This is a genomic window from Sphingomonas sp. PL20, assembly GCF_017875905.1.
Taxonomy (GTDB): Bacteria; Pseudomonadota; Alphaproteobacteria; order Sphingomonadales; family Sphingomonadaceae; genus Sphingomonas; species Sphingomonas echinoides.
On sequence record NZ_JAGINH010000002.1, the window covers coordinates 1,126,520 to 1,150,934 of the forward strand.

Genomic DNA, 24,415 nt, shown 5'->3' on the forward strand with positions numbered 1-24,415 from the left:
GGTAGGGAACGCGGCGGCGTCGGGCAAGCGCGTCGTGCAGAGGGGCTAGGCCGCCGGGCTTGGGATTGGGTCGTTGCGCGGCGTGTCGGGCGCGGTCTCGGCGGCGCGGGTGGCGGCGAGCGTGCGCATCAGCCCCAGATATTTGTCGGTGGCGCTTTCGATCGTGAAGGTCGCGGCGGCGGTGCGGCGTGCGGCAATGGTCGTGCCCGAATCGGGGGCGAGCGTCATCATTGCCTGTGCCAGCGCGGCGGCATCGCAGGTTGGGACCAGCTGGCCGAGCGTGCCGTGGCCAAGCAGATCGGCCATGCTGCAGCAGCAATCGGTCGCGATGATCGGCAGCCCCGCCGCCAGCGCCTCGATCACCACGGCAGGCACGCCCTCATAATCCGAAGACAGCACAAAGGCGTCGGCCTCGGCCAGCCAGGCGTCGAGCGGATCGACATGGCCGGGCATATAGACCGACCCGGCAATGCCGAGCCGCGCCGCCTGCGCCTCGAGCGCGCGGCGTTCGGGGCCTTCGCCAAGGATGCGCAAGGTGTCGTCGGGCTTGGCGATCCGCGCAAAGGCCTCGAGCAGCAGCGCGAAATTCTTCTGCGGGGCAAGGCGACCGACTGCGACATAATGCCGGCCCGGCCGCGCGCGCACGACGGCATCGCGTGCTGCGGCGAGGCGGCGGAGGTCGGCATCGGCAAGCGCAGGGTCGGCGATCACGCTGATCCGGCTTTGCGGCACGCCGACCAGCCGCGCGATTTCACCGCGCATCGCCGGGGCCATGCCGACGAAATGGTCGAGGTGCCGACCCTGGATGCGCAGCCAGCGGCGATAGAAATAGCGCAGCGGCAGCGGCATGTCGGGGCGGACGAGATCGTTGCTGATCTTTACCACGATCGGCGGACAGGCAGGCCCAAGCGTCAGCTTCAGCGCCACCGCCAGCGCGGTATAGGTATTGCCCGCACAGAACAGCACATCGGGGCGCTGCCGCGCGATGATCGCGGGGATGCCGCGCAGCAACGCCGCGAAGCGCGTGACCCCGCGCCCGCGCGGCTTGTGATGGACTTGCGACAAGGCCTGCAAAGCGATCGGCGGCGCGATGCTGGCATCGGCCACAACCATCTGCGCATCGACCCCGGCCATCGTCCAGGCGGCATGCAGCCGCGCGGCGATGCGTTCGACCCCACCGGGGGCAAAGCTGTTGAGGAAGGTCAGCACGCGCAATGGAGCGCGCTGCGTGCGGTTGGAGCCGCGGGCAAGATGCTGTTGCGCGCGCTGGCCGATGTCCCCCGGTGTCGAGGCGACGTCAAACATGATGATAGCCCCTCCAGCTCGCCTTCCGCCCACGCCGCTTGCATAAGCGAGCGGGCCGCACTGTGCAAATCGTTCACCGATGACGGCATCCGACACCAGCCGTTTTTCACAATCGGCAGCCCTGCGTTCCTTGGCGACCTGCCCCACGGACCTGCCTTTGAGGGCTGGCTTTTGATACTTTAGGCGGGTATCGGGCGACCAACCGCACCGCGCGTCATCAACCCGTAACACAACCGAGCGAAGGCCTTCAACGGCATGGCTACCACCTTCATAGCGTCCCCCGAATCGGCGACGGACGCTCCGCACGGGCCGCGGCTCGATCATCGACTGCACCCTGCTGGGCGCTGGATTTTCCTGGCGCTGCTGGCGGTCGGGCTCGGTTATGCCGCCTACAGCATTTTCGTGGACACGGCCGAAGTGGGTGAGGGCCTCGCGCTCGGCACCTTCGTGTTCCTGGGCCTCGCGCTGGTGATCGCGCTCGGCTTCGAATTCGTCAACGGCTTCCACGATACCGCGAACGCCGTTGCCACCGTCATCTATACGCACTCCATGCCGGCACCGCTGGCGGTGGTGTGGTCGGGCTGCTGCAATTTCCTCGGCGTCATGCTGTCGAGCGGGGCCGTGGCCTATTCGATCATAACGCTGTTGCCGGTCGAATTGATCCTCCATGTCGGCAGCAATGCCGGTTTTGCGATGATCTTCGCGCTGTTGCTGGCGGCGGTGATCTGGAACCTCGCCACCTGGTATTTCGGTATCCCCAATTCCTCCAGCCACGCGCTGATCGGGTCGATCATCGGCGTCGGCTTTGCCAACCAATTGCTGTCGGCGGGCCGGGGCGGCACCTCGGGCGTCGACTGGAGCCAGGCGGTCAAGGTCTTTTCGGGCCTGCTGTTCAGCCCGCTAATGGGCTTCATCGGCGCGCTGGTGCTGTTGTGGATAATGAAGCGGACGATCCGCAACCCGAAGCTCTATAGCGAACCCGAAGGCAACGCGCCGCCGCCGCGCGGCATCCGCGCGCTGCTGATCGGCACCTGCACCGCGGTGAGCTTCTTCCACGGCAGCAATGACGGGCAGAAAGGCATGGGGCTGATCATGCTGATCCTGATCGGCTGCGCGCCGACCGCTTATGCGCTCAACCGCACCATGCCGCAGAGCGAGACGCCGGCTTTCGTCGCCAGCGTGACGGCGGCCGGCCAGGCCTTCGCGGCCCATGCCAGCGGTACGGCCCCCGTCGCGTTGGGCGATGCGCGGGCGACGCTGACGCAAGCGTTGCAGAGCCATCGCAGCGACCGCACCGTCTTCTCCGCGATCAGCGTGCTGTCGGGCAATATCGCGCAGCGCATCGGCGGCTATGGCTCGCTCGACAAGGTCCCGGCGGCTGCCACCCCCAATTTGCGCAACGACATGTATCTGCTGCTTGACAGCGCCCGGCTGGCCATGGCCGATAAGGGCATCAAGGCGAGCTTCTCCGAACCGGAACAAGCAGCGGTCGCCAAATTCCAGAGCAATCTGGAAAAGGGCACGCGCTACATTCCGGTGTGGGTCAAGGTGATCGTCGCGCTGGCGCTGGGGCTGGGCACGATGGTCGGCTGGCGGCGGATCGTCATCACCGTGGGGGAGAAGATCGGCAAGACGCATCTGACCTATGGCATGGGCGCTGCGGCGGAAATCGTCGCTGCGGTGACGATCGCCTTTGCCGACCGTATCGCAGTGCCGGTATCGACGACGCACATCCTGACCAGCGGTGTTGCGGGGGCTTCGGTCGCAAGCGGCGCGGGCCTGCAGATCCGCACCATCTTCAACATGGTGCTGGCCTGGGTGATGACCTTGCCCGCTGCCATGCTGCTGTCGGGCAGCCTGTACTGGATCTTCCTGGAACTGACCAAGATCTGAGGATCTTCCCTCTCCCAGCGGGAGAGGGTGGCCGAGCGTAGCTCGGACGGGTGAGGGTGATCGGGCCTGGGTCGCCTTCGCGCGCGTCACCCTCACCCTTCTGGCGCTTTGCGCCTCCCTCCCTCTCCTGGTGGGAGAGGGATTGGGGCTTTAACCCCGGCGTAGCAGCGTGATGCGCGCCTTGCCGTGGACGCGGCTGACGTCTTCGACGAAGCCCGCCACTTCGACCAGTTCGGGCTTGGCGGTTTCGATGCTGATCCAGGTCGCATCCCCGATCCAGCCGAGCCGGGCGAGCTTGTCGAGCGCGACCGCACCCGCGCCGCTATCATAAGGCGGGTCCATCACGATCAGGTCGAGCGGGGCGACCGCATGGCCCAGCGCCAGCACCGATTGCGCGCGGACATCGGCACCGATTTCCTTGGCACCGCCGAGCTTGGTGATGTTGGTGCGCAGCGCGTCGAGCGCCGCCTTGTCCTGTTCGACGAAGATGCACGAGGCGGCACCGCGTGACAGCGCCTCCAGCCCCAGCGCGCCCGATCCGGCAAACAGATCGGCCACGGCCAGATCCTCGAAACTGCCGAGGCGGCTGGCGAGCATCGAGAACAACGCCTCGCGCACACGGTCTGCGGTGGGACGGGTGGCATCCCCCTTCGGCGCGACGATCGGACGACCGCGCCACTTTCCAGCGATGATTCGCATTACTTCCTGGTCCGGCTCTTATGGGTCTTGACGGTACGCGGCTTGGACGGGCGGGCCATGGCCTTGCCCGGCGTGCGCGGGGTGGATTTGTTCGGCGCGCGTTCGGCACGTTCCGGGCGCTCGGTCCGTTCGGCGCGGTCGACCGGCTTGGCGTCGCGCGGCGGCTTGGCGCGCACGTTGCGGCCGAGTTCGGGGTTGAACACGCGCTTGGGGCGCGTGTCGGCGACGGGCGCGGTGGTGCCGGCCTTGGGCTTGGCGTCGTAGAAGCGCTTCACCTTGGTCGCCTTGGTCAGCACCACCGGATCGCGACCGGGCTGCGCCTGGCGCGCGGGCTCGGCAAAGGCTTCTTTGTCGGCGCGGTTGGCGGTCGCCTTGGTGATGCGCCGCACCGGGCGCGGCTTGGGCAGCGAAGTGGGGGCGGTGGATTCGTTGGGATTAATGCGACCGCGCCCGGCGGGGCGGGCCTTTTCCACCAGCTTGGGCGCTTCGCCGCCGCCCTTGCGCGTCGGGTCCTTGCGGAAGGCGACGACGTCATGCTGCTTCACTTCGCCGATTTCGCCGACGGGCAGATCGCCCAGCACGAACGGGCCGTAGCGCGTGCGGATCAGGCGCGAGACCTTGAGCCCGAGATATTCGAGCACGCGGCGCACTTCGCGATTCTTGCCCTCGGTCAGGATCAGTTCGATCCAGACATTGGCACCGGTGCGGCGTTCGAGATTGGCGTCGATCGCGCCATAGCGAACGCCCTCGATTTCGACGCCGTGGATCAGCTCTTCGAGCTGTTCCTGCGTGATCGGGCCGTAAGCGCGGGCGCGGTAGGCGCGTTCGACGCCGGTGGCGGGCAATTCGAGCTGGCGTTTCAGTTCGCCATCGGTGGTGAGCAGCAACAGCCCCTCGGTCGCGAGATCGAGGCGGCCGACGGGAACGAGGCGCGGCAGCCCCTCGGGCAGGCGATCATAGATGGTCGGGCGGCCGGCCGGATCACGCTCGGTGACGAGCAGGCCGGGCGGCTTGTGATAAAGGAACAGCCGCGCGGCGGCGGGCGCCTCGACGGGTTCGCCATCTACGGTGACCCCGGCGAGCGAGGTGAGGATGGTCGCTGGGGTATCGAGCACGACACCGTTCAGGGCGACGCGGCCTTCGGCGATCATGCGTTCGACTTCCCGGCGCGAGGCGACGCCCGCGCGGGCGAGGAGCTTGGCGATCCGCTGTTGCTCTTTGGGGCGATCTTTGGGGGTTGCTGGTCTTGACACAGCGCCCTGATAGACAATTTGTGGGAAAGTGCCCGTATAAAATAAATTGCGTCCTATCTCGTAGCCGAGCGTTCAGGCACGGGTGCGTAACGAGGGCGGGACGCGCAGCCTGTTGAGCGCGGGCACGAAGTGGGTGGTGGAAACGATGCTGTTCGCCAGAAAGAAGCGGCGGATCTCCAGATTGCTGCTCGTCGAGGACGAGCCGCTGGTCGCGTTTGATACAGAGCATTTCCTGCGCGAGGCCGAATTCGAAATGGTCGCGACCGTCGACCGCGTCAGCGATGCGCTCGCCGTGATCGCCGATGCGCGCGAGATCGATCTGGTGCTGGTCGATATCAGCCTGGCCGATGGCAGCGGCATAGACGTCGCCCGCGCAGCACATCAGGCCGGGGTGCCGGTGCTTTTCGTCACCGGGTCGTGCCCCGAGGGCGGGCGTGCGGTGGCGGCGGGGTGCCTGTCCAAACCTTATGCGCAACGCGATCTGCTCGCGGCGATCGCCGCGATCGAGGCGGTGCTCGACGGCAAGAAACCGCGGCGCGTGCCGGGCGGGCTGAGCTTGTTTGCGGGTGTGGCGGAGGCGTAGGTCGCCATCGGTCTTACCCGGCTTTGTCCGGGGCTGGTCCGGGTAAGGACGATCGCCCGGCCCATCCCTGCGCATCACCCTTTCACTGGTGATTTTTGACGCTAGTCTCCGGCGCGCGGGCCGATCTGTTGGCTTGAGGCTCGAAGGGGACACTGTGACTGTTACGGAAATGCGCGAGGATCCTGCACCGCCGATCAAGCCCAAGGGCTGGCGGCTGCTCAAGGCGGCGCTGCAGACGCGCAAGGCGGCGTCGATGCTCGCTTTCAGTTTCTCCTCGGGTCTGCCATTCGCATTGCTGATCGGGACGCTGACGGCGTGGCTCGGCGAAGTGAAGGTCAACCTCGCGACGATCGGCGTGCTGTCATGGGTTGGGCTGACCTATGCGTTCAAATTCCTGTGGTCGCCGCTGGTCGATCGCACGCGTCCGCCGCTGCTCGGGCGGATCGGACGGCGCAAAAGCTGGATCGTGCTTTGCCAGGGGCTCATCATCCTGGGCTTGATCGGGCTGGTGGTGACCGACCCCACCGTCCACATTGCGCGTTTTGCCTTGTTCGCCTTCGTCGCGTCGATCGGTTCGGCGACGCAGGACGTGGCGATCGATGCGTGGCGGATCGATGTGGCCGACGAACGCACGCCGGTCGAACTGCTGTCCGCAATCTACCAGCTCGGCTATCGCACCGCGAGCATCGTCGGCGGGGCGTTTGCGCTGTTTCTGGCGGCGCGCATGTCATGGCCGACGGTCTATCTGCTGATGGCGTGTCTGATCGGGGTGATGCTGCTGATCGCCTTGGCCGCGCCCGATACCGAACGCAGCCCCGATGTCGCAGCCGATTTGCTCGACCAGCCCGGCGAGATCGCGCCGCGCGCGCGCGCCATCGCGCTCCTCATTGTCGGGTCGAGCTGGGTGTGGGCGATCGTCCGCATCATTGTGTTCATGACGAGCATGCTCGCCGAGGTGCCGCCGGGCGGCAAACGGCCGTCGGCGGGCGATTTCCTGAAATATAACGGGCCGCTGATCGTGCTGGCGACGGTGATCGTTCCGCTGATCGTGGCAGCCGTGCTCAACTGGCTGAAGCTGCGCGGGCATCAAGTGCAGGCCGTCGTCGATACGCGCGTGTCGCCGGCACGCACCATCGCCAACCACCTTTACCGCGCGCTGATCGCGCCGCTTGCCGATTTGACCGAGCGGATGCGCTGGGGGGTGCTGGTGGTGATCGGGCTGATCCTGACGTACGCCTTGTGTTACAATGTCTGGGCCTCGTTCGCTTACCCGTTCTACCTCGATTACATGCACTATACGAAGGACGAGGTGGCCTTCGCGTCCAAGATCTTCGGCATCGTCATGTCGATTATCGGGGTCAGCGTCGGCGGCTATCTGTTCGTGCGGATCGGGCGGTTTCCAACGGTGCTCATCGGGGCGGCGCTGCCGATCTTCGGCAATTTCCTCTATGCCGATCTCGCCGACGGTGCGCCCTATATCGACATCGTATTGCAGACGCTGCGGTTGGATGTGCTGGCGCAGGCGCTTGGCGGAGATCTGCGCATCGCACGGCTGCTGCTGACGATCGCCTATGAGAACGTCTCGACTGGCATCGCAGGCGCGGCGTTTGTCGCTTATGTTTCGGGCATCGTCAGCAAGAAATATTCGGCGGTGCAATATGCCTTGCTGTCCTCCTTGACGTTTCTTATCGGGTCGCTGGGCAAGGGCTTTGCGGGCGAGTTGATCGACAGGATCGGCTATGCGGCGGTGTTCCGCGAGGTTGCGGTGCTGGGGTTGCTGGCGATCTTCTTTGTGTTGCTCGAATGGTGGCGTTCGACCCGCAGCAGCGCGGCGGCGGTGCGTGGGGAAGGCTGATGCCGGGTGTCTCGATGACCCCGCGCGCGCGGGACTAACTGGGCGGAGCGTGATACCGATGTTCTACCTCCTCACCATCGCCATTCAGGTGCTGTGCGTGATCGACGTGATCCGCAACGGGCGCAATCAATTGTGGATCATGGCGCTGGTGTTCCTGCCGCTCGCCAGCACGATCGCTTATGTCGTGCTGGAAGTGTATCCGCGCTTCCAGGGCAACCGCCATGTCCGCACCGCGCGGGCGACGGTGGCGGCGAAGCTCGATCCCGACAAGGATGTGCGCGCGGCGCGTGGCGCGCTGGCGCTCGCCGATACCGTCGCCAACCGGATGCGGCTGGCCGATGCGCTGGCGGCACAGGGCAATTATGGCGAGGCGTTGCCGCTCTACCGCGAGGCGGCCGAGCGCGGCCCGGTCGATACGCGCAGCGCCGAGAAGCGCGCCCGCGCCGAGTTCGAGACGCACGATCCGGCCGCCGCGCTGGCGACGCTCGACGCCGCGCCGCCCGCCTCGGCACAAAGCGACCGCGACCGGATCGGCCTGCTGCGCGCGCGCATTCTCGATGCGCTGGGGCGCAAGGACGAGGCGCTGGCGCTGTATGCCGATCTGGTGACGCGCTTGCCGGGGGAGGAGGGGCGCTGCCGCTATGCCGCGCTGCTGCTCGAACAGGGCTGGGACAAGAAGGCGCGCGAGGTGCTGGAAGAGGTCGAGGCGCGGATGAAGCTGCTCGACCGCCAGCAGCGCGCCGCGGAAGCCGAAATGTACCGCTGGGCGATGGCGCGGCTGGGCGAACTGCGCGCGGTCAAGGCGTAAGCGGCCGCCCGGCATCGGCAAAGGCACTCGCGACGGCGGTGATGCTGGCGAGCACGCCATCGGGGCGGCGCAGGCCGATCAGATCCCCCAGCAACAGCCGCGCGCTGTCGGGCGCGGTTTCCGCCCGGTCGACGATCGTGAGGATGGTCGCTTCCGACGCGGTCATCCGCATGCAGCAGCAGGGCGCGATCGTGATCGGGCAGGTCGCATTGTGCGCAAGATCGGCCATCATCGTGCGCATCAGCAGCAAGGGGCGACGGAAATCCTGACCGAACGCCTGGAACAGCGCGCTCGCGGCATGCGCGTCCTTCAGGCCATGCGCGCCCATCCGGCGGAAGGCGAACAGCAGCAGCCGCCGATTGGGATCGTCGGGCATCGGATTGGGCAGGCTTGCCGAATAACGCGACGGTGAGGTCGGCGCGGATGACGAATTGGGGGCAGTGGTCATGGCGATGCTCCGTTGCAGGGGAGCATCTTCCGAGATTCGCTATTGCAAGTCAATCGCAATAAAGAAGCGTCAGTCGGGCGCTTCGTCGTTCGCCGAGAGCACTTCACCGGCGAGGTAGAGCGAGCCCAGAATCAGCACGATCGGCGGCTCGGCCGGGTCGGCAATCTCGGTAATGTCGCGCAACGCGGTCGCGACATCGGGGGCGGTATGCGCGGCGAGCCCAAGGTCGTGCGCGATGGCGGCGAGTGCTGCGGGCGCGTGATGCTCGTGGCTGGGCACCGGCACCGCGTGGAGCGTGGTGGCGACGCGCGCGAAGGGGGCGAGCAGACCTGCGGGATCCTTATTGGCGAGCATCCCCAGCACCAGATGCACTTCGCTGCGGCCGATGCCGGGATGCGCGATCGCATCGAGCGTGGCGGAGATGGCGGCGGCGGCGGCGGTGTTGTGCCCGCCATCGAGCCAAAGCTGGCTGCCGGGCGGGAGCAGCGCGGTCAGTGGCCCGGCGTGCAGCCGCTGCATCCGCGCGGGCCAGCGTGTGTTCCGCGCGGCGGCGGCATAGGCTTCGGCTGGGATGGTCAGCGCGGTCTGGTGACGCAGCAAGGCGATGGCGAGTGCGAGGTTTTCGGGCTGGTGCGGCCCGGCGAGCGTCGGCAGCGGGGTTTCGATCTGGCCCGCCGTATCGGTATAGAGCAGGCGATCGGCCTCCACGGTGAAGCGCCAGTCGGTGCCGGTCGGCAGCACGGTCGCGCCGGCCGCCTGTGCGACCTCGGCGACGCGCTGTGTGACCGATGCGGAATAGCGCATCGTGACCAGCGGAACCCCGGCCTTGGCGATCCCGGCCTTTTCGCCCGCAATCGCTTCGGCGGTATCCCCAAGGAAGCTCTGATGATCGATGCCGAGTTGCGCGATGCCGGTGGCGACCGGGCGCGTCAGCACGTTGGTGGCATCGAGCCGCCCGCCGAGCCCGACCTCGATGATGCACGCATCCGCGGGCGTGCGGCTGAAGGCCAGGAACGCGGCGGCGGTGGTCACTTCGAAGAAGCTCGCGCCGATGCCCTCGGCATGATCGAGCACGTCTTCGAGCAGTTTCGCCAGAGCGGCGTCGTCGATCAACCGGCCCGCCACGCGGATGCGCTCGTTGAAGCGCACGAGATGCGGGCTGGTGTACACGTGCGCGGTCAGCCCGGCGGCCTCGATCGCGCTGCGCAGGAAGGCGCAGGTCGAGCCCTTGCCGTTGGTGCCCGCGACATGGATGGTCGGCGGCAGGCGGTGCTGCGGGTTGCCGAGCCGGTCGAGCAGCGCGGTGATCCGCTCCAGTCCGAGAATGTCGGCACCGGGCGAGAGCGACCATAAACGGTCGAGCTGCGTCTGCACGGCGGCGTTAGTGGAGGTGGCGGTGTCCATTATAAACTCCCCTCCCGCTCGCGGGAGGGGCTGGGGGAGGGGGTGGGAATACTCAGCAAGCTCACCACCCGCGCGATCTCGGCCACCACCCCATCAAGGTTCCCCAGCACGTCGTTGTTCCAGAAGCGAATGACCTGATACCCTTCGGATTGGAGATAGCGCGTACGCTCTTCGTCCTGCTCGCGCGTTTCCCCATGCGTGTCGCCATCCACTTCGATGATCAGCTTGAGGCTGCGCGCGACGAAGTCGCAGATGAACGGTCCGATCGGGACTTGGCGGTTGAAACGGACACCTTCCAGCTTGCGCGCACTGATCGCGCGCCACAAGCGGACCTCGGCTGCGGTGGCGTTGCCGCGTAGCGCTCGGGCTTTGGTCCGTTGCTCCATTCCCTCCCCCAGCCCCTCCCGCAAGCGGGAGGGGAGTTTTACGTCTGCGCCCCTCCCGCAAGCGGGAGGGGAGTTTGATGGTGCCCCTCCCGCAAGCGGGAGGGGAGTATTGCGCCTACGCCGCCTGCTTCGCGCCGCAGAGGTAATCGATCAGGCTTGCCAGCGTCGCGCGCAGGTCGCGGCGGTGCTTCACCATGTCGATCATGCCGTGTTCCAGCAGATATTCGGCGCGCTGGAAGCCGTCGGGCAGCTTTTCGCGGATCGTCTGTTCGATCACGCGCTGCCCGGCGAAGCCGATCAACGCGCCCGGCTCGGCAATCTGCACGTCGCCGAGCATCGCATAGCTCGCGGTCACGCCGCCCGTGGTGGGGTCGGTCAGCACCACGATATAGGGCAGGCCGGCATCGTGCAGCATGGCGATCGCCACGGTCGCGCGCGGCATTTGCATCAGGCTGAGAATGCCCTCCTGCATGCGCGCGCCGCCGGCGGCGGTGAAGATGATGTACGGGCAGTTGTCGGCAATTGCGGTCTCGACCCCGCGCACGAACGCCTCGCCGACCGCGAGGCCCATCGAGCCGCCCATGAAGGCGAAGTCCTGCACGCCGATCACGGCCTTATGCCCCTCGATCGTGCCGCGCGCCGTAATCAGCGCATCGCCTTCATTGGTCGCGGCACGCGCCGCCTTGATGCGATCGACATAGCGCTTGGTATCGCGGAACTTCAGCGGATCGTCGGGCACCTTGGCCAGCGGCACGATGCTGTAGCTGCCCGCGTCGAACACATATTGGAAGCGCAGCAGCGGCCCGATGCGATCATGATGGTCGCAATGCGGGCAGACATGGAGATTGTCCTCCAGTTCCTTGACGAAGGTCATCGTCCCGCAGCCCTTGCACTTGTGCCACAGGTTGTCGGGCGTCTCCTTCTTGACGGGGACGACGTAAGCGAGCGCGTTGCGCACGCTGGTAAGCCAGCTCATGCGAGTTCCTTCCGGGCGGCGTGAATCGCCTGCGACAGGGATTGAATATAGGTTTTTACGGCGGCCGGTGCAGCGGCACCATGCTGGCCGACCAGATCGACGATCGCCGAGCCAACCACCACGCCATCCGCCACGCGCGCGATTGCGGCGGCTTGTTCGGGGGTGCGCACGCCAAAGCCGACCGCAACCGGCAGATCGGTATGCGCCTTCAGCCGCGTGACCGCCGCATCGATCGAGGTTTGTGCTGCCTGTTGCAGCCCGGTGATGCCGGCGACCGACACGTAATAGAGGAAGCCGCTCGCCCCCTCCAGCACGGTCGGCAGGCGCGTGGAATCGGTGGTCGGCGTGGCGAGGCGGATCTGGTCGATACCGACCGCGCGCAGTGCGGGGCCGAGTTCGGGGTCTTCCTCGGGCGGGATGTCGACGCAGATCACGCCATCGACCCCGGCATCGCACGCGGCCTCGGCGAACCATGTGCCGCCACGGATCGTCATCGGGTTGGCATAGCCCATCAGCACCAGCGGCACCTGCGGATGGCGCGCGCGGAAGCTCTTGGCGATAGCCAGGATGTCGGCGGTGCGCGTGCCCGCTGCCAGGCTGCGGATATTGGCGGCCTGGATTGCGGGGCCATCGGCCATCGGATCGGTGAACGGCATGCCCAGTTCGATCACGTCCGCACCGCCTTCGACAAGGGCGTCGAGGATGGCGGGGGTGGCGTCCGGCGTAGGATCGCCCGCGGTGACGAAGGCGACGAGCGCGGGATGGCCTTTGGTAAAGGCGTCGGCGAGGCGGGTCATTCGGAGTCCTTGCGCTCTACTACCAGAATTCGCGCGGGCCCGACCGGGTGCGCGACATGTTCGTCCCCATCCTCGACCGAGACGCCGTCCCCGGCATGAAGCCGAACGACCTGCTCCACGCCATTTTCGCGATAATGCATGTCGATCACGCCTTCGAGTACGGCGAACACCTCACGGCCCGTATTGCGATGCCAGCGATAGGGCTGGTCGGTCCAGTGCAGGCGGACTGCCACGTCGCCGAAATCGCCCAACAGGCTGCTGCCCCAGGCGCGGTCGGCGGTGAAGGCCTTTGCGGAAAAGGGTTTCATCGCTTAGCCCTCTCCCCTTCAGGGGAGCGACGGGTAAACAGCGCCCCGCGCTGTTTAGGCCATGCTGGGAGCATGGCCGACCCGTCGCTGGTTGGGAGAGGGGAAGTAGCGATCACGCTCGCAATCGTGAGCAACACACCCTCAAGGTTGGTCATGACGTCGATGTTCGAGAATCGGATCACGCGATAGCCTTGTTCTTGGAGAAAATGCGTTCGGGCTTCATCATAGCCTTCTTGTCCGGCGTGGGTGTCGCCGTCCAGTTCTATCACCAGCATCGGGTCGCGTGCCGCGAAGTCGGCGATGTAGCGGCCAATGACCTTTTGACGACGGAATTTGACGTTCTCGAAGCGCTTGGCCCGTAGCGCGAGCCAGAGGCGCTGCTCTGGTTCGGAGGGCTCTTTACGCATCGTTTTGGCGTAGGCGGTCAGTCGGGCGTCGCGCACCTGACTTCCCCTCTCCCAACCCTCTCCCCTGAAGGGGAGAGGGCTTTTGCGCTCATATCTTCACCCCCAGCGCTTCCGCCACGGTGAAGATGTCCTTGTCGCCACGCCCGCACAAATTCGCGAGGATGATCTGGTCGCTGTCCATTTCGCGCGCGCGCTTGGCGACGGCGGCGATGGCGTGGGATGGCTCCAAAGCGGGGATGATGCCCTCGGTCCGGCACAGCAACTGGAACGCATCCAGCGCCTCGCTATCGGTGATCGAGGTATATTCCACCCGGCCGATCGAGTGCAGCCACGAATGCTCGGGGCCGATGCCCGGATAATCGAGCCCGGCCGAGATCGAATGCGCCTCGGTGATCTGGCCGTCTTCGTCCTGCAGCAAATAGGTCTTGTTGCCGTGGAGGATGCCCGGCGCGCCGCCGGCGAGGCTGGCGGCATGTTCCTTGTCGAGCCCGCGCCCGGCGGCTTCGACGCCGAGCATCATCACGTCGCCATCGTCGAGGAACGGGTGGAACAGCCCGATCGCATTCGACCCGCCACCGATCGCCGCGACCAGCAGATCGGGCAGGCGGTTGATGCGGCTGAGCATTTGCGCGCGCGCTTCGATGCCGATCACGCTTTGGAAATCGCGGACCATTTCGGGGTAGGGATGCGGGCCTGCCGCGGTGCCGATGATGTAGAAGGTATCGTGGACGTTGGCGACCCAGTCGCGCATGCCCTCGTTCATCGCATCCTTCAGCGAATGCGATCCGCTGGTCACGGGCCGCACTTCGGCGCCCAGCAGCTTCATGCGGAACACGTTGGGGGCCTGCCGCTCGATATCCTTGGCACCCATATAGATGACGCAGGGCAGCCCGAAGCGCGCGCAGACGGTGGCGGTGGCAACGCCGTGCTGGCCAGCGCCGGTCTCGGCGATGATGCGCGTCTTGCCCATGCGCATCGCCAGCAGGATCTGCCCGATGCAATTGTTGATCTTGTGCGCGCCGGTATGGTTGAGTTCGTCGCGCTTGAACCACACTTGCGCGCCTTTGCCCGCGGGCGCGCCTTCGCGCAAAGCGTCGGTCAGCCGCTCGGCATAATAAAGCGGGCTGGGGCGGCCGACATAATGTTCGAGCAGATCGTCGAACTGCGCCTTGAAAGCCGGGTCGGCCTTGGCGGCGCGATAGGCGGTGTCGAGTTCCAGCACGAGCGGCATCAGCGTCTCGGCGACATAGCGGCCGCCGAATGCGCCGAAATGCCCGCGCTCGTCGGGCTGGGTGCGGAAGGAGTTGGGGGCGTTCATAGCGGTGCCGTTTAGCAGGTGTAGAGCGCCAGCCAACCCCGTTCGCCCTGAGCTTGTCGAAGCGCCGCACGAAATCTGGCGGGCTGGGCGGCGACGCAGTGCTTCGACAGGCTCAGCACGAACGGAATCAGAGGTCGCGCACGACCTCCAGAAACGCGCGGATCTTGGTCGCATCCTTGATTCCGGGCGCGCTTTCCACGCCGGAGGAGACATCGACCAGCGTCGCCCTGGTCACCGCCACCGCCTCTGCGACATTGAGCGGATCGAGCCCGCCCGACAGCGCCCAGGGCAGCGGATGGCGGAAACCATCGAGCAAATGCCAGTCGAAGCGCACGCCCATGCCGCCGGGCAGCGCCGCGCCGGGCGGGGTCTTGGCGTCGTACAGGATGCGATCGGCGACGCCGCCAAAGGTCTCGGCCAGCGCCAGATCCGCGCGGGTGCGCACGGCGACCGCCGCCCAGATCGGCAGGCCGCTGCGCACCTTGATCGCGGCGGCGCGGGCTGGGGGCGTGTCGTGCAATTGCAGCACCTCGAGCTGACCGGCGGCAATCGCTTGCTCGACCAGCGCATCGTCGGGGTTCACCATCACGCCGACGCGCGCGACATGGCCGGGCACGCGCGCCGCCAGTTGCGCCGCACGATCGCGCGAAAGATTGCGCGGGGAGGGGGCGAAGAACACGAAGCCGACATGGCTCGCCCCACCGGCAATCGCGGCGTCGAGCGTTTCGGGCGTCGATAGCCCGCAAATCTTGGCAGTGGTCATTGGGTGTCCTTGGTGCCCCGGCGGTGTCGCGAGGCGGGCGTGCTCAGAGCGTCCCGGCTATCTCGCGCGCGGCCAGATCGGGGTCTTCGGCCTGGGTGATCGGGCGGCCGATGACGAGGATCGACGCGCCGGCATTCACCGCGGCGCGCGGGGTGACGACGCGCTTCTGGTCGCCGACGACACCGCCTGCCGGGCGCACGCCGGGGACGACGAAGAAGCCCTTGGGCCACAGCTTATGCGCAGCGGCGACTTCCTCGCCCGAGCAGACCACGCCATCGACGCCGGCATCGCGTGCCAACTCGGTCAGCCGCAGCACTTGCTCATGCGGGTCGCCCGAACAGCCGATCGATTTGAGGTCGGCCCCGTCGAGGCTGGTCAGCGTCGTCACCGCGACCACCTTGGTGCCGAGCGGGGCGGCGGCCTTGGCGTCTTCCAGCATCGCGCGGCCCCCGGCGGCGTGGACGGTCAGGATCGCCGGATCGAGCCCGCGGAGTGCCATGATCGCCTTGGCGACGGTGTTGGGAATGTCGTGCAGCTTGAGGTCGAGGAAGATCGGCAGGCCGAGCTCGGCCATGTCGCGCACGCCGCTGCGGCCATTGGCCATGAAGAATTCGAGGCCGAGTTTGATGCCGCCGACATGGTGGCGGACCTTGCTGGCGAGCGCGCGCGCCTTGTCCAGCTCGGGCGTGTCGAGCGCGACGAACAGACGGTTGCTCATGCGGCGTGCTCCGAGGCGGGGGCCTCGATCGGGTCGGGCGATTGCGCTGCGGCAGGCGGCGGGGCCATCGCCGCGCGCAGGTCAGCGAGCGTGCGCTCGGCGGTGGCGAGCCGGTTGCGCAAGCGCCAGCGCAGCGTCGAATGCCAGGCAAGCGTCGGCAGCAGCCCGGCAAGGAAGGTCAGCAACAGCAGCAGCGGCAAATTGATCAGCGCCTCCACCCCGCCCCACAATTTGAGGGTCACGCTGGTCCAGTTTTCCAGCGTGAAGATCGCCGCGATGAAGGCGATGAGGCACCAGAAGAGGATTTTCAGAAATTGCATGGGCCTGAGGTTAGTGCGAACGCGTCACGATTGCCAGCCTGCTTGGTGCGTCCTTTCCTCCCCTCCCTGGAAGAGCGTTGGGTGAACAGCGCGCCGCGCTGTTCAGGTCATGCTGGGGGCATGACCGACCCAACGCTGGGCAGGGGGTGGGTCGGCTGCTGGTGAGGGGTGCGCTCGAATTACGGGCCAACCCACCCCCAACCCCTCCCTTCCAGGGAGGGGAGACGTGCCCTTACCCGATTTCGCGGCGGAGCGTTTCAAACAGGCCAGGCACGGCGGTCAGCTTGGGCTCTTCCTCGTCGAGGATGGCGAGGAACAGCGCGCGCTTGATCGCGGCGGTGCGGCCGGGCTTGAGCGTGCGCGCCGGGTCGAGCGCCGACAGCACAATGTCGATCAGGCGTTCCGCCCCGTGGAGGCGCCCCCACAGATAATCATTCTCGCGGTACGCACGGCTGAAGAACGCACCGAAACTGTTGAGCTGAATGCCCTTCAGCGTCGCCTCGGCACCACCGCTGCGGATGCCGGTGGCGTCGTCGGGGCAAATCCGGTCGACCTTGATCGGGTCGAACTCGTCGAGCCCTTCGCCTTGTAGCAGCGGCAGCGTGGCGACGTCGAAATAGGGAAAGCCCAGATAGCTCAGCAGGATCGGCCGCTTGATCTCGCGCGCCAGCCCCGCAAAAGCGGTGGCGAGGCGTTCCTCTGTGCGCAGGTCGAGCGCGGTCAAGTCCATCGCCGCACCCAGTTTGTCGAGCAACGGCCCGGCATCGCCGCGCAGCAGCCGCACCTCCTTGCGCAACCCGACGTAGCGATCGGTGCGCTTGCATTCGAGATAGTCGGCAAGGCTCATATAGATCGCCTCGCGGATCGGATCGAGTTCGGCGTCGGGCTGATCGCCTTCGAGATCGGTGATACGCCGCGCGAGCAGGCGAAGGCGACGCAGGCGGAAGCCGAGATCGAAGGTGCGCAGAAAGGCGATCGTGGTCGCGCTCGCCCCGCCCGAAAAGCTCGGCTGCATGTCGTCGAATCCGCGGGCGCTGACCGCATCGGCGATGTGGCGACGGATGCCGCGCCACCGCTGCGGGCCGGGCTCGCCGCCCGCGTGATGCAGCAGATCGGTAATCGTCTCGACCACGCCGTTGATCTTGAGGTGGCCATAAGCGGCATAGCCATAGCCCGCGCTTTTGGCCGCCGCAGTTTGCGCGCGCTGCCGCCATGCCGCGAGCCGCGCGGGCGTCGGCGAATCGAGGAACAGCGTGTAGCCGAACAGCGCTTCGACCTGCTTTTCCACCTCGGGCCGGATCGCGGAGATGATTGCGCGCATCCGCTCGATCCTCCCTGAGCGTTCGGCGATTTCCTCGAGATTGTCGCGAATCGGCTGTTGGCGCGGCAGCTCCGAAATCGCGCCGATGATCGTCTGGAAAAAGCCCGGTGCCCCCGCCTTGGTCGATCCAAAACCGAAGCCGCCGCGCGGGTGCGGGTCGATATAGACGAAGCGCCGGTCGACCTGTCGCCGCGCCGGGCGTTCGCGCAGCGCCTCGATCGCGGGACGGAACGGCGCATTGTTGAGCACCGAGCCATCGATCAGCACCGCATTATCGGCGGCATTGGCGGCGGCCTGGCGCGGCAGGATGCGTTGCAGGAAAGCGGCGCGGTTGATCCACGGCACCTTGCGCGCCTCCAGCACGCGATCGAGTTCGCCGACCATGAAGGGCGGGAACGCCCCCGGAAAGCTGGAGGTTGCGCGCGCCGCGAAGGCGAGTTCGGCGGGATGCGCCAGCGTTTCCGAAGCGAGCCCATGATCGGTGAAAGGCACAATCACGCGGTGCTCGGTCTCGACCACTTCGGGCGGAGAGTTGAGCCGCAGCCGTTCGGGATGACCGCGAAAATCGGTAACGGTGACGAACAGGTCGAGCGGCTGGCCATCGGGTAGCAGCCGCGGTTCGCGGGGTGCGGCGGCCATCGCGTCGAGCGCATCGAGGATCAGCCCGGTAAAGCGCTCCCCGCCAAAGGGCGGCTCGAACCAGCGCGAGCGCACGAAATGCGACAGCTTGGCGCGGACTTCGTCGCGGGCGGCGGGCTCGACCGTGGCGTCGATGCCATCGACGCTGCGCCGCGCCGCCATCCAGGCCAGCGGCAGCGCCCAAATCTTGGTCATCGGGTGGGCAGGGGCCTGCTTTTCATCGACCAAAGCCTCGATATCGGCGGAATCGAGCCACAAATCGGTCAGCGGTTCCAGGCTCTGCCCGGCGCTGATCGCTTGCGCCAGGAATACCCCGTTGATGCCGCCCGCGCTCGCCCCGGCAATGATGTCGATCAGCACGCGCAGCCGCAGCCCGGTCTCGGCCTCGATTTCCTCCAGCAGCGTGCGATACACACCCTCGCTGCCGCCGACGGGCGCAGTTGCCGCGTGGAAGCCGTGACTGGCGCGCGCCAGCCGCCAGATTTCCTTGGTGATGCCGTGCATGTACACCGCCAGGCTGATCCCGCCATAGCAGACGAGCGCGAGGCGGAGTTCCTTTTCGCGCATTACAGCGGCTCCAGCATCGCCCAGATCGGTAGGTGGTCCGACGCGCGCCGCGCCAGCGCGCTGTCATGCACGCCGCAGCCGAGCACGCGAAACCCGCGCGTCATGATCCGGTCGAGTCGCCCGACCGGGCGGCGCGCATGGAAGCTGGGGCCGGTCGGCACGCTGGGATACTCCCGCCCGAAATCGTGCAGGCAGCCGCCGCGCGCGGTCCATTCGTTGAGGTCACCCATCAGCACCGTCGGCAGCGGGGCGGGGCAGGCGTCGATATGCGCGAGGATCGCGCGCGCTTGCCGCCTGCGCCACAGGCCTGACAGATCGAGGTGCATCCCCAGCACGCGGATCGCGTGGTGGCCGATAACCACATCCGCCCGGATTGCACCGCGCGGTTCGAGCGCGGGCAAATGCAGCGATGTGGCGGCGCGTATTTCGCTCCCCTTGCGCACCAGCATCGCATTGCCGTGCCACCCCATGCTCGCCCCGTCATGCCCGAAGGAAACGGCGTGCCACGGCGAATGCTCCTCGATCAACGCGTGCGGGATGACTTGCGCCTTGGTGCCGAAGCGGCGGTCGGCCTCTTGCAGCGCGATCACGTCGCCATCGATCTCGCGCAGCACATCCAGGATGCGGCGCGGATCGCGGCGGCGGTCCAGCCCGATGCCCTTGTGCATATTGTAGCTGACGACCTTGATCATCGCGCGCTCGCGCCGGATCGAGCGGCCACACGCGACCGCCGCCTGCAGCGGCAGGTCGCGGTGCCAAAACCGGGGTCGTTAAGAACGATCACCGACCCCGGTTAGGGATTTCGCACGCTTTGGGAAAGGGGGACTAGCTGACCCGAGTCTGCCAGCCGCCGCCCAGCGCCCGAAACAGGTCGATTTGCGCATCGGCGATGCGCGCGTCGGCGGCGGCCACATCGGCATCGGCATCGGCGAAGGTGCGTTCGGCGTCGAGCACCTCGAGGAAATCGATCGTTCCTTCGCGCTGGCGGGCGCGGGTGATGCGCGCCGCCGTCTCGGCATTGTCGCGCGCCGATTGCAGCTGCGCGCGCCGGTCGAGTTCGCGCGCATAGGTTGAGAGTGCGGTCTCGGTTTCCTCCAGCGCGCCGAGCACGCTGCCGTCAAAGCTGGCGAGCGCGCCGCGCGTTTCCGCTTGTGCGCCTGCGATCTTGGCGCGCGCGGCGGATTGGTTGAGCGACCAGTTGAGCAACGGGCCGACCAGCCAGCGCACCGGGCCGCCGGTGAACAGGTCGCCCAGCGATGGCCCGGTCACGCCGCCCGATCCGCCCAGCGTGATATGCGGGTAGAGATCGGCGGTCGCCACTCCGATCCGCGCGGTGGAGGCGGCAAGGCGGCGTTCGGCGGCGCGCACGTCGGGGCGGCGCGCGATCAGACCGGCTCCGTCGCCGACCGGGATCGGCTGATCGAGCCGCGGTGTGGTGGTGCGGGCGCTTGCCGCTGCTGGCAGGTCCTGCGGGGTGCGACCCGTAAGCGTCGCGAGGCGGAACAGCGCCGCCTGCCGCTCGGCGATGATTGCGGGCACCAGCGCAGCGCGCTGATCGCGCAGCGTTGCAATACGGACAGAGTCGAATTTGGTCGCCCGCCCGGCCTCGACTCGCTTGCCGGTCAGTTCGGCAGATTTGCTCAGCAAGGCGACGATGCGCTCGGCCACCGCCTGGCGTTCCGCAGCAGCGGCGGCGTCGACATAGGCGCGGGTGGTGGCCGCGACGATCGCCACGCGCACCGCATCGGCATCGGCGGCGGAGGCCGCGACATCGCCGCGCGCTGCCTCGATGTTACGCCGGACACGGCCAGCCAGATCGACTTCATAGGAAACTTGGAGCCCGGTATCGAACACCGCCGCTTCGCGGTTGCTGCCGGGCAGGCGCTGCGATTGTGGCAAGCGGCCATAGGTGCCGCTCGCGCCTGCGGTTACCTGCGGCAGTCGGTCGGATCGCGCGCCGCGCAGCGACGCCTTGGCCGCATCGAGCCGCGCCACCGCGACGCGCAGATCGGTATTGGCGGCAAGCGCATCGGCGACCAGCGCGTCGAGCGCCGGATCGCGATACAGCCGCCACCAATTTTGATCGGCGGGTGTGGTGACGGTCGCCGCATTGGCGGTGACGAACGGCGCGGCAGCGCTGTGCGGCGTGACCGGTGCGACATAGTTAGGCCCGGCGGCGCAAGCGGAAAGCGCGAGCGCGGAGAGGCTGGTAAGCAAGGCGGCTTTCATGATCGTTCCTATTCGGCTGGCTGCAGCGCGGGCGCGGCAGCGGGGCCATGGCTCGCGGCGGGGCTGGCGGAGCGGCGTTCGAGCCGCTTCGCCAGCGCACGGGCGACGACGTAGAAGGTGGGGGTGAAGAGCAAGCCGAAGCCGGTGACGCCGATCATGCCGAAGAACACCGCCGTGCCGAGCGCCTGGCGCAGTTCGGCACCAGCACCCTCGGCAATCACCAGCGGCACGGCACCGAGGATGAAGGCGAAGCTCGTCATCAGGATCGGGCGCAACCGGTCCCGCGCGGCGCGGACGGCGGCTTCGACCGGCGACAGGCCGTCTTGCTCCTCGGCCTGCTTGGCGAATTCGACCACGAGGATCGCATTCTTGGCGGCAAGCGCGATCAGCACGACGAGGCCGATTTGCGTGAGCACATTATTGTCCATGCCGCGCAGGTTCACGCCGGTCATCGCCGCGAGCAGACACATCGGCACGATCAGGATGATCGCGAGCGGCAGCGTCAGGCTCTCATATTGCGCCGCGAGCACGAGGAAGACGAACAGCACTGCCATGGCGAAGACGAGGCCCGCCGTGCTGCCGGCCGATTTCTGCTGGAAGGCGATGCCGGTCCATTCATGCGCGTAGCCGGTCGGCAGGGTGCTATCGGCGAGCTTCTCCATCGCGACCAGCGACTGGCCCGAGGACGAGCCCTTGGCGGTGTCGCCATCGACCTCGACCGCCGGGAACAGATTGTAGCGCACGACGCGATACGGCCCGGTCTTGTCACGGAAGGTGGAGACCGATCCGATCGGCACCATTTCACCGGTGTTGGAGCGGGTCTTGAGATTGGCGATGTCGGTGGTGGTGTTGCGGAACGGCGCATCGGCTTGCGCGGTGACACGGTAGGTGCGGCCGAGCAGGTTGAAATCATTGACGAAGACCGAGCCGAGATAGACTTGCAACGCCTCGAACACACGTTCCGGCGGCACGCCGAGCATGTTCGCCTTGGTGCGATCGACATCGGCGAAGATGCGCGGGGTGGCGGTGTCGAAGAAGGTGTAGACTTGTGCCAGGCCCTTGGTCTGGTTGGCCTTGCCGATCAGGTCATAGGCGGTCTTGCCCATCTCGGGATAGCCGTGGCCGCCCTGGTCCTGCACCATCATGCGATAGCCACCGGCCGAGCCGATCCCCTGGATCAGCGGGGGTGGGACGATCAGCAGCCGCGCTTCGTTGATGTCGGCAGTGGCTTTCTGCGCCTCGGCCATGATCCCGGCGAAGGTGACGCCCAGTTTCTGGCGCTCCTCGAAGCTCTTCAGCGGGATATATGCGGCGGCGCTGTTGGGGGCGAGCGTTTGCGATGGGCCGTCAAACCCGGCGAGCATCACCGCGCCCTTGACCCCAGCCAGCGGCAGGATGCGCTTGGCGACCTTCTGCATCACGGCATCGGTGCGCTCGACCGAGGAGCCGGGCGGCAACTGGATGACGGTCAGGAAGTATCCCTGATCCTGTGCGGGGACGAAGCCCGAGGGGGTGACGGTGAAGACGAAGGCGGTGAGCGCGATCAGTGCGCCGTATGCCAGCATCATCTTGCGCGGTGCGGTGACGAGACGGTGGGTGAGGGTGCCATACGCCACGCTCATCCGCTCGAAACCGCGGTTGAAGCGGTCACCCGCGTTGCGGACGAAGCGCGTGATGCGGCCACCCGAATCCGCTGGTGCATGCGGCTTCAGCAGCATCGCGGCGAGTGCTGGCGACAGCGTCAGCGACAGCAGCAGCGAGATGATCGTCGCGGTCGAGATCGTCACCGCGAACTGGCGGTAGAAGGCGCCCGACAGACCCGTGAGGAACACGGTCGGGATGAACACCGCGCACAGCACCAGCACGATCGCGACGAGCGCGCCGGACACTTCGTCCATCGACTTGCGCGCTGCCTCCAATGGGGAAAGCCCGTGTTCGAGGTTGCGCTCGACATTCTCGACCACGACGATCGCGTCATCGACGACGATGCCGATCGCCAGCACCAGCCCGAACAGCGAGAGGTTGTTGAGCGAGTAACCGACCGCCGCCAGCACCGCGAAGGTGCCGATCAGCGATACCGGGATCGCCACGATCGGGATGATCGCTGCGCGCCATTTCTGCAGGAAGACGAGGATGACGAGGACGACGAGGATCATCGCCTCGATCAGCGTGTGCTTCACCGCGTCGATCGACTGGGCGATGAACTCGGTGGGGTTGTAGATAACGCGGTAGGCGAGGCCCTTGGGGAATTTCTTCGACATCGCCTCCATCTCGGCCGACACGGCCTGCGCGGCGGCGAGCGCGTTGGAGCCGGGACGCTGGAACACCGCGGCGATGACGGTCGGCTTGCCGCTGATATAGGTGTTGGCCCCATAATCCTGCGCGCCGAGTTCGACGCGGGCGACGTCCGATACCTTGACCTGGCGGCCGTCCTTGTCGGTGCGGATCACCACATCGGCGAATTGCTTGGGATCGGTCAGGCGGCCTTGCGTCTCGACGTTGAGCTGGAAGGCATTCCCTTGTGCGTAAGGCGGTTGGCCGAGCGTGCCGGCGGCGACCTGGACGTTCTGCGCGCGCAACGCGGCGACGATTTCGCCTGCGGTCAGATCGAGCGCGGCGGCGCGGCCGGGATCGATCCAGATGCGCATCGAATAATCGCGCGCGCCGAACAATTGCACGTCGCCGACGCCGTCGATGCGGCTGAGACGATCGCGCACCTGCGTCAGCGCGTAATTGGAGATATAGCCGCGATCGAGCGAGCCGTCGGGCGAAACCAGGTTCACCACCATCAGGAAGTCGGGGCTGGTCTTGCGCGTGACGACGCCCAGGCGCTGCACATCCTCGGGCAGACGCGGCACCGCAACCGCGACGCGGTTCTGCACCAGCACCTGCGCTGCATCGAGATTGGTGCCGATCTTGAAGGTGACGGTGATCGTCAATTTGCCGTCGCCGGTCGATTGCGACGACTGGTACAGCATGTTGTCGACGCCGTTGATTTCCTGCTCGATCGGCGCGGCGACGGTTTCCGCGACCGTCTCGGCCGAGGCACCGGGATAGACCGCGCTGACCGTGACGGTCGGCGGCACGATGTCGGGATATTGCGACACCGGCAGGCCGAGATAGGCGATCAGCCCGACAATGGTGATGACCACCGCAATGACCCCGGCGAAGATCGGCCGGGTGATGAAGAAGCGCGAGAAGCGCATGGACACTGTCCTCGAAAGAAGCGCGCGCGCCACCGATCGGCATCCGAGGAGCGGGTGCCAAAGGGACGAACGGCAGTGATGAATCGATCGGTTATTCGGCTGGGGTCGTTTTCAAACCACGCCTCCGCCCCGTTCGGGCTGAGCTTGTCGAAGCCCTTCTCTCCACGGGAGCGGGCGTCCGCTTGGAGAGGTGCCCTTCGACAGGCTCAGGG

General features: G+C 66.8%; 22 protein-coding genes. 4 read left to right on the plus strand and 18 right to left on the minus strand.

Annotated features, from left to right (window positions below; genetic code table 11):
- Positions 1-45 precede the first annotated feature (45 nt).
- Positions 46-1,305 carry a glycosyltransferase gene (locus H4W01_RS05360; protein WP_209610193.1) on the minus strand — a complete coding sequence of 420 codons (1,260 nt, stop codon included), beginning with the start codon at positions 1,303-1,305 and terminating at the stop codon, positions 46-48.
- 255 nt (positions 1,306-1,560) lie between these two features.
- On the opposite strand from H4W01_RS05360, the gene H4W01_RS05365 reads away from it, so the two are divergent.
- Positions 1,561-3,198, plus strand: coding sequence for an inorganic phosphate transporter (locus H4W01_RS05365; RefSeq protein WP_209610194.1), 1,638 nt, complete (start codon positions 1,561-1,563; stop codon positions 3,196-3,198).
- A 150-nt stretch (positions 3,199-3,348) separates the two neighbouring features.
- On the opposite strand, the gene rsmD is transcribed toward H4W01_RS05365, so the two are convergent.
- Together rsmD and H4W01_RS05375 are read right to left on the minus strand one after the other, a co-directional pair.
- Entirely contained in the window at positions 3,349-3,897 is a 549-nt protein-coding gene (gene rsmD / locus H4W01_RS05370; RefSeq protein ID WP_137902616.1) for a 16S rRNA (guanine(966)-N(2))-methyltransferase RsmD, read from the minus strand.
- Positions 3,897-5,150 (minus strand): pseudouridine synthase, encoded by a 1,254-nt coding sequence (locus H4W01_RS05375; RefSeq protein ID WP_209610195.1) that lies wholly within the window; start codon positions 5,148-5,150, stop codon positions 3,897-3,899. Before H4W01_RS05375 ends, rsmD begins: the two co-directional genes overlap by 1 nt.
- Positions 5,151-5,295: 145 nt before the next feature.
- On the opposite strand from H4W01_RS05375, the gene H4W01_RS05380 reads away from it, so the two are divergent.
- The 3 genes from H4W01_RS05380 to H4W01_RS05390 all read left to right on the plus strand — a co-directional run bounded on the left by H4W01_RS05380 (position 5,296) and on the right by H4W01_RS05390 (position 8,396).
- Positions 5,296-5,733, plus strand: a complete 438-nt coding sequence (locus H4W01_RS05380) for a response regulator (RefSeq protein ID WP_029623083.1) — start codon at positions 5,296-5,298, stop codon at positions 5,731-5,733.
- Between the two features lie 154 nt (positions 5,734-5,887).
- Positions 5,888-7,588 carry an AmpG family muropeptide MFS transporter gene (locus H4W01_RS05385; protein ID WP_334685161.1) on the plus strand — a complete coding sequence of 567 codons (1,701 nt, stop codon included), beginning with the start codon at positions 5,888-5,890 and terminating at the stop codon, positions 7,586-7,588.
- Positions 7,589-7,646: 58 nt separating this feature from the next.
- Complete coding sequence (locus H4W01_RS05390; RefSeq protein WP_209610196.1) at positions 7,647-8,396, plus strand: tetratricopeptide repeat protein; 750 nt, start codon at positions 7,647-7,649, stop codon at positions 8,394-8,396.
- On the opposite strand, the gene H4W01_RS05395 is transcribed toward H4W01_RS05390, so the two are convergent.
- From H4W01_RS05395 to H4W01_RS05465, 15 genes are all read right to left on the minus strand, one after another.
- The gene (locus tag H4W01_RS05395; RefSeq protein ID WP_010408250.1) at positions 8,386-8,844 is read right to left on the minus strand and encodes a DUF6628 family protein; all 459 of its coding nucleotides are present in this window, start codon (positions 8,842-8,844) and stop codon (positions 8,386-8,388) included. The two genes, H4W01_RS05390 and H4W01_RS05395, sit on opposite strands and share 11 nt — an antisense overlap.
- A gap of 69 nt (positions 8,845-8,913) precedes the next feature.
- Complete coding sequence (locus tag H4W01_RS05400; protein ID WP_209610197.1) at positions 8,914-10,248, minus strand: bifunctional folylpolyglutamate synthase/dihydrofolate synthase; 1,335 nt, start codon at positions 10,246-10,248, stop codon at positions 8,914-8,916.
- Entirely contained in the window at positions 10,248-10,634 is a 387-nt protein-coding gene (locus tag H4W01_RS05405; protein ID WP_209610198.1) for an endonuclease domain-containing protein, read from the minus strand. The genes H4W01_RS05400 and H4W01_RS05405 overlap by 1 nt, the downstream gene beginning before the upstream one ends.
- A gap of 115 nt (positions 10,635-10,749) precedes the next feature.
- Positions 10,750-11,610, minus strand: a complete 861-nt coding sequence (gene accD / locus H4W01_RS05410; RefSeq protein WP_209610199.1) for an acetyl-CoA carboxylase, carboxyltransferase subunit beta — start codon at positions 11,608-11,610, stop codon at positions 10,750-10,752.
- Positions 11,607-12,407 carry a tryptophan synthase subunit alpha gene (gene trpA / locus H4W01_RS05415; protein ID WP_209610200.1) on the minus strand — a complete coding sequence of 267 codons (801 nt, stop codon included), beginning with the start codon at positions 12,405-12,407 and terminating at the stop codon, positions 11,607-11,609. The genes accD and trpA overlap by 4 nt, the downstream gene beginning before the upstream one ends.
- A complete protein-coding gene (locus H4W01_RS05420) occupies positions 12,404-12,715 on the minus strand; it encodes a cupin domain-containing protein (RefSeq protein WP_209610201.1) in 312 nt (103 codons plus the stop codon). Before H4W01_RS05420 ends, trpA begins: the two co-directional genes overlap by 4 nt.
- Entirely contained in the window at positions 12,712-13,158 is a 447-nt protein-coding gene (locus tag H4W01_RS05425; protein ID WP_334685162.1) for an endonuclease domain-containing protein, read from the minus strand. The genes H4W01_RS05420 and H4W01_RS05425 overlap by 4 nt, the downstream gene beginning before the upstream one ends.
- Before the next feature lie 52 nt (positions 13,159-13,210).
- Positions 13,211-14,440, minus strand: a complete 1,230-nt coding sequence (trpB, locus tag H4W01_RS05430; RefSeq protein WP_209610202.1) for a tryptophan synthase subunit beta — start codon at positions 14,438-14,440, stop codon at positions 13,211-13,213.
- A gap of 127 nt (positions 14,441-14,567) precedes the next feature.
- Complete coding sequence (locus H4W01_RS05435) at positions 14,568-15,203, minus strand: phosphoribosylanthranilate isomerase (RefSeq protein WP_209610203.1); 636 nt, start codon at positions 15,201-15,203, stop codon at positions 14,568-14,570.
- Positions 15,204-15,246: 43 nt separating this feature from the next.
- On the minus strand, positions 15,247-15,921 hold the full coding sequence (gene pyrF, locus H4W01_RS05440) for an orotidine-5'-phosphate decarboxylase (protein ID WP_010408275.1): 675 nt from the start codon (positions 15,919-15,921) through the stop codon (positions 15,247-15,249).
- Complete coding sequence (locus H4W01_RS05445; RefSeq protein ID WP_209610204.1) at positions 15,918-16,241, minus strand: hypothetical protein; 324 nt, start codon at positions 16,239-16,241, stop codon at positions 15,918-15,920. Before H4W01_RS05445 ends, pyrF begins: the two co-directional genes overlap by 4 nt.
- 232 nt (positions 16,242-16,473) lie before the next feature.
- On the minus strand, positions 16,474-18,768 hold the full coding sequence (locus tag H4W01_RS05450) for a patatin-like protein (RefSeq protein ID WP_209610205.1): 2,295 nt from the start codon (positions 18,766-18,768) through the stop codon (positions 16,474-16,476).
- On the minus strand, positions 18,768-19,460 hold the full coding sequence (locus H4W01_RS05455; RefSeq protein ID WP_209610206.1) for an endonuclease/exonuclease/phosphatase family protein: 693 nt from the start codon (positions 19,458-19,460) through the stop codon (positions 18,768-18,770). The genes H4W01_RS05450 and H4W01_RS05455 overlap by 1 nt, the downstream gene beginning before the upstream one ends.
- 133 nt (positions 19,461-19,593) lie before the next feature.
- Positions 19,594-20,997, minus strand: coding sequence for an efflux transporter outer membrane subunit (locus tag H4W01_RS05460; RefSeq protein ID WP_209610207.1), 1,404 nt, complete (start codon positions 20,995-20,997; stop codon positions 19,594-19,596).
- Between the two features lie 8 nt (positions 20,998-21,005).
- Complete coding sequence (locus tag H4W01_RS05465) at positions 21,006-24,203, minus strand: efflux RND transporter permease subunit (protein ID WP_209610208.1); 3,198 nt, start codon at positions 24,201-24,203, stop codon at positions 21,006-21,008.
- Between the last annotated feature and the right edge of the window lie 212 nt (positions 24,204-24,415).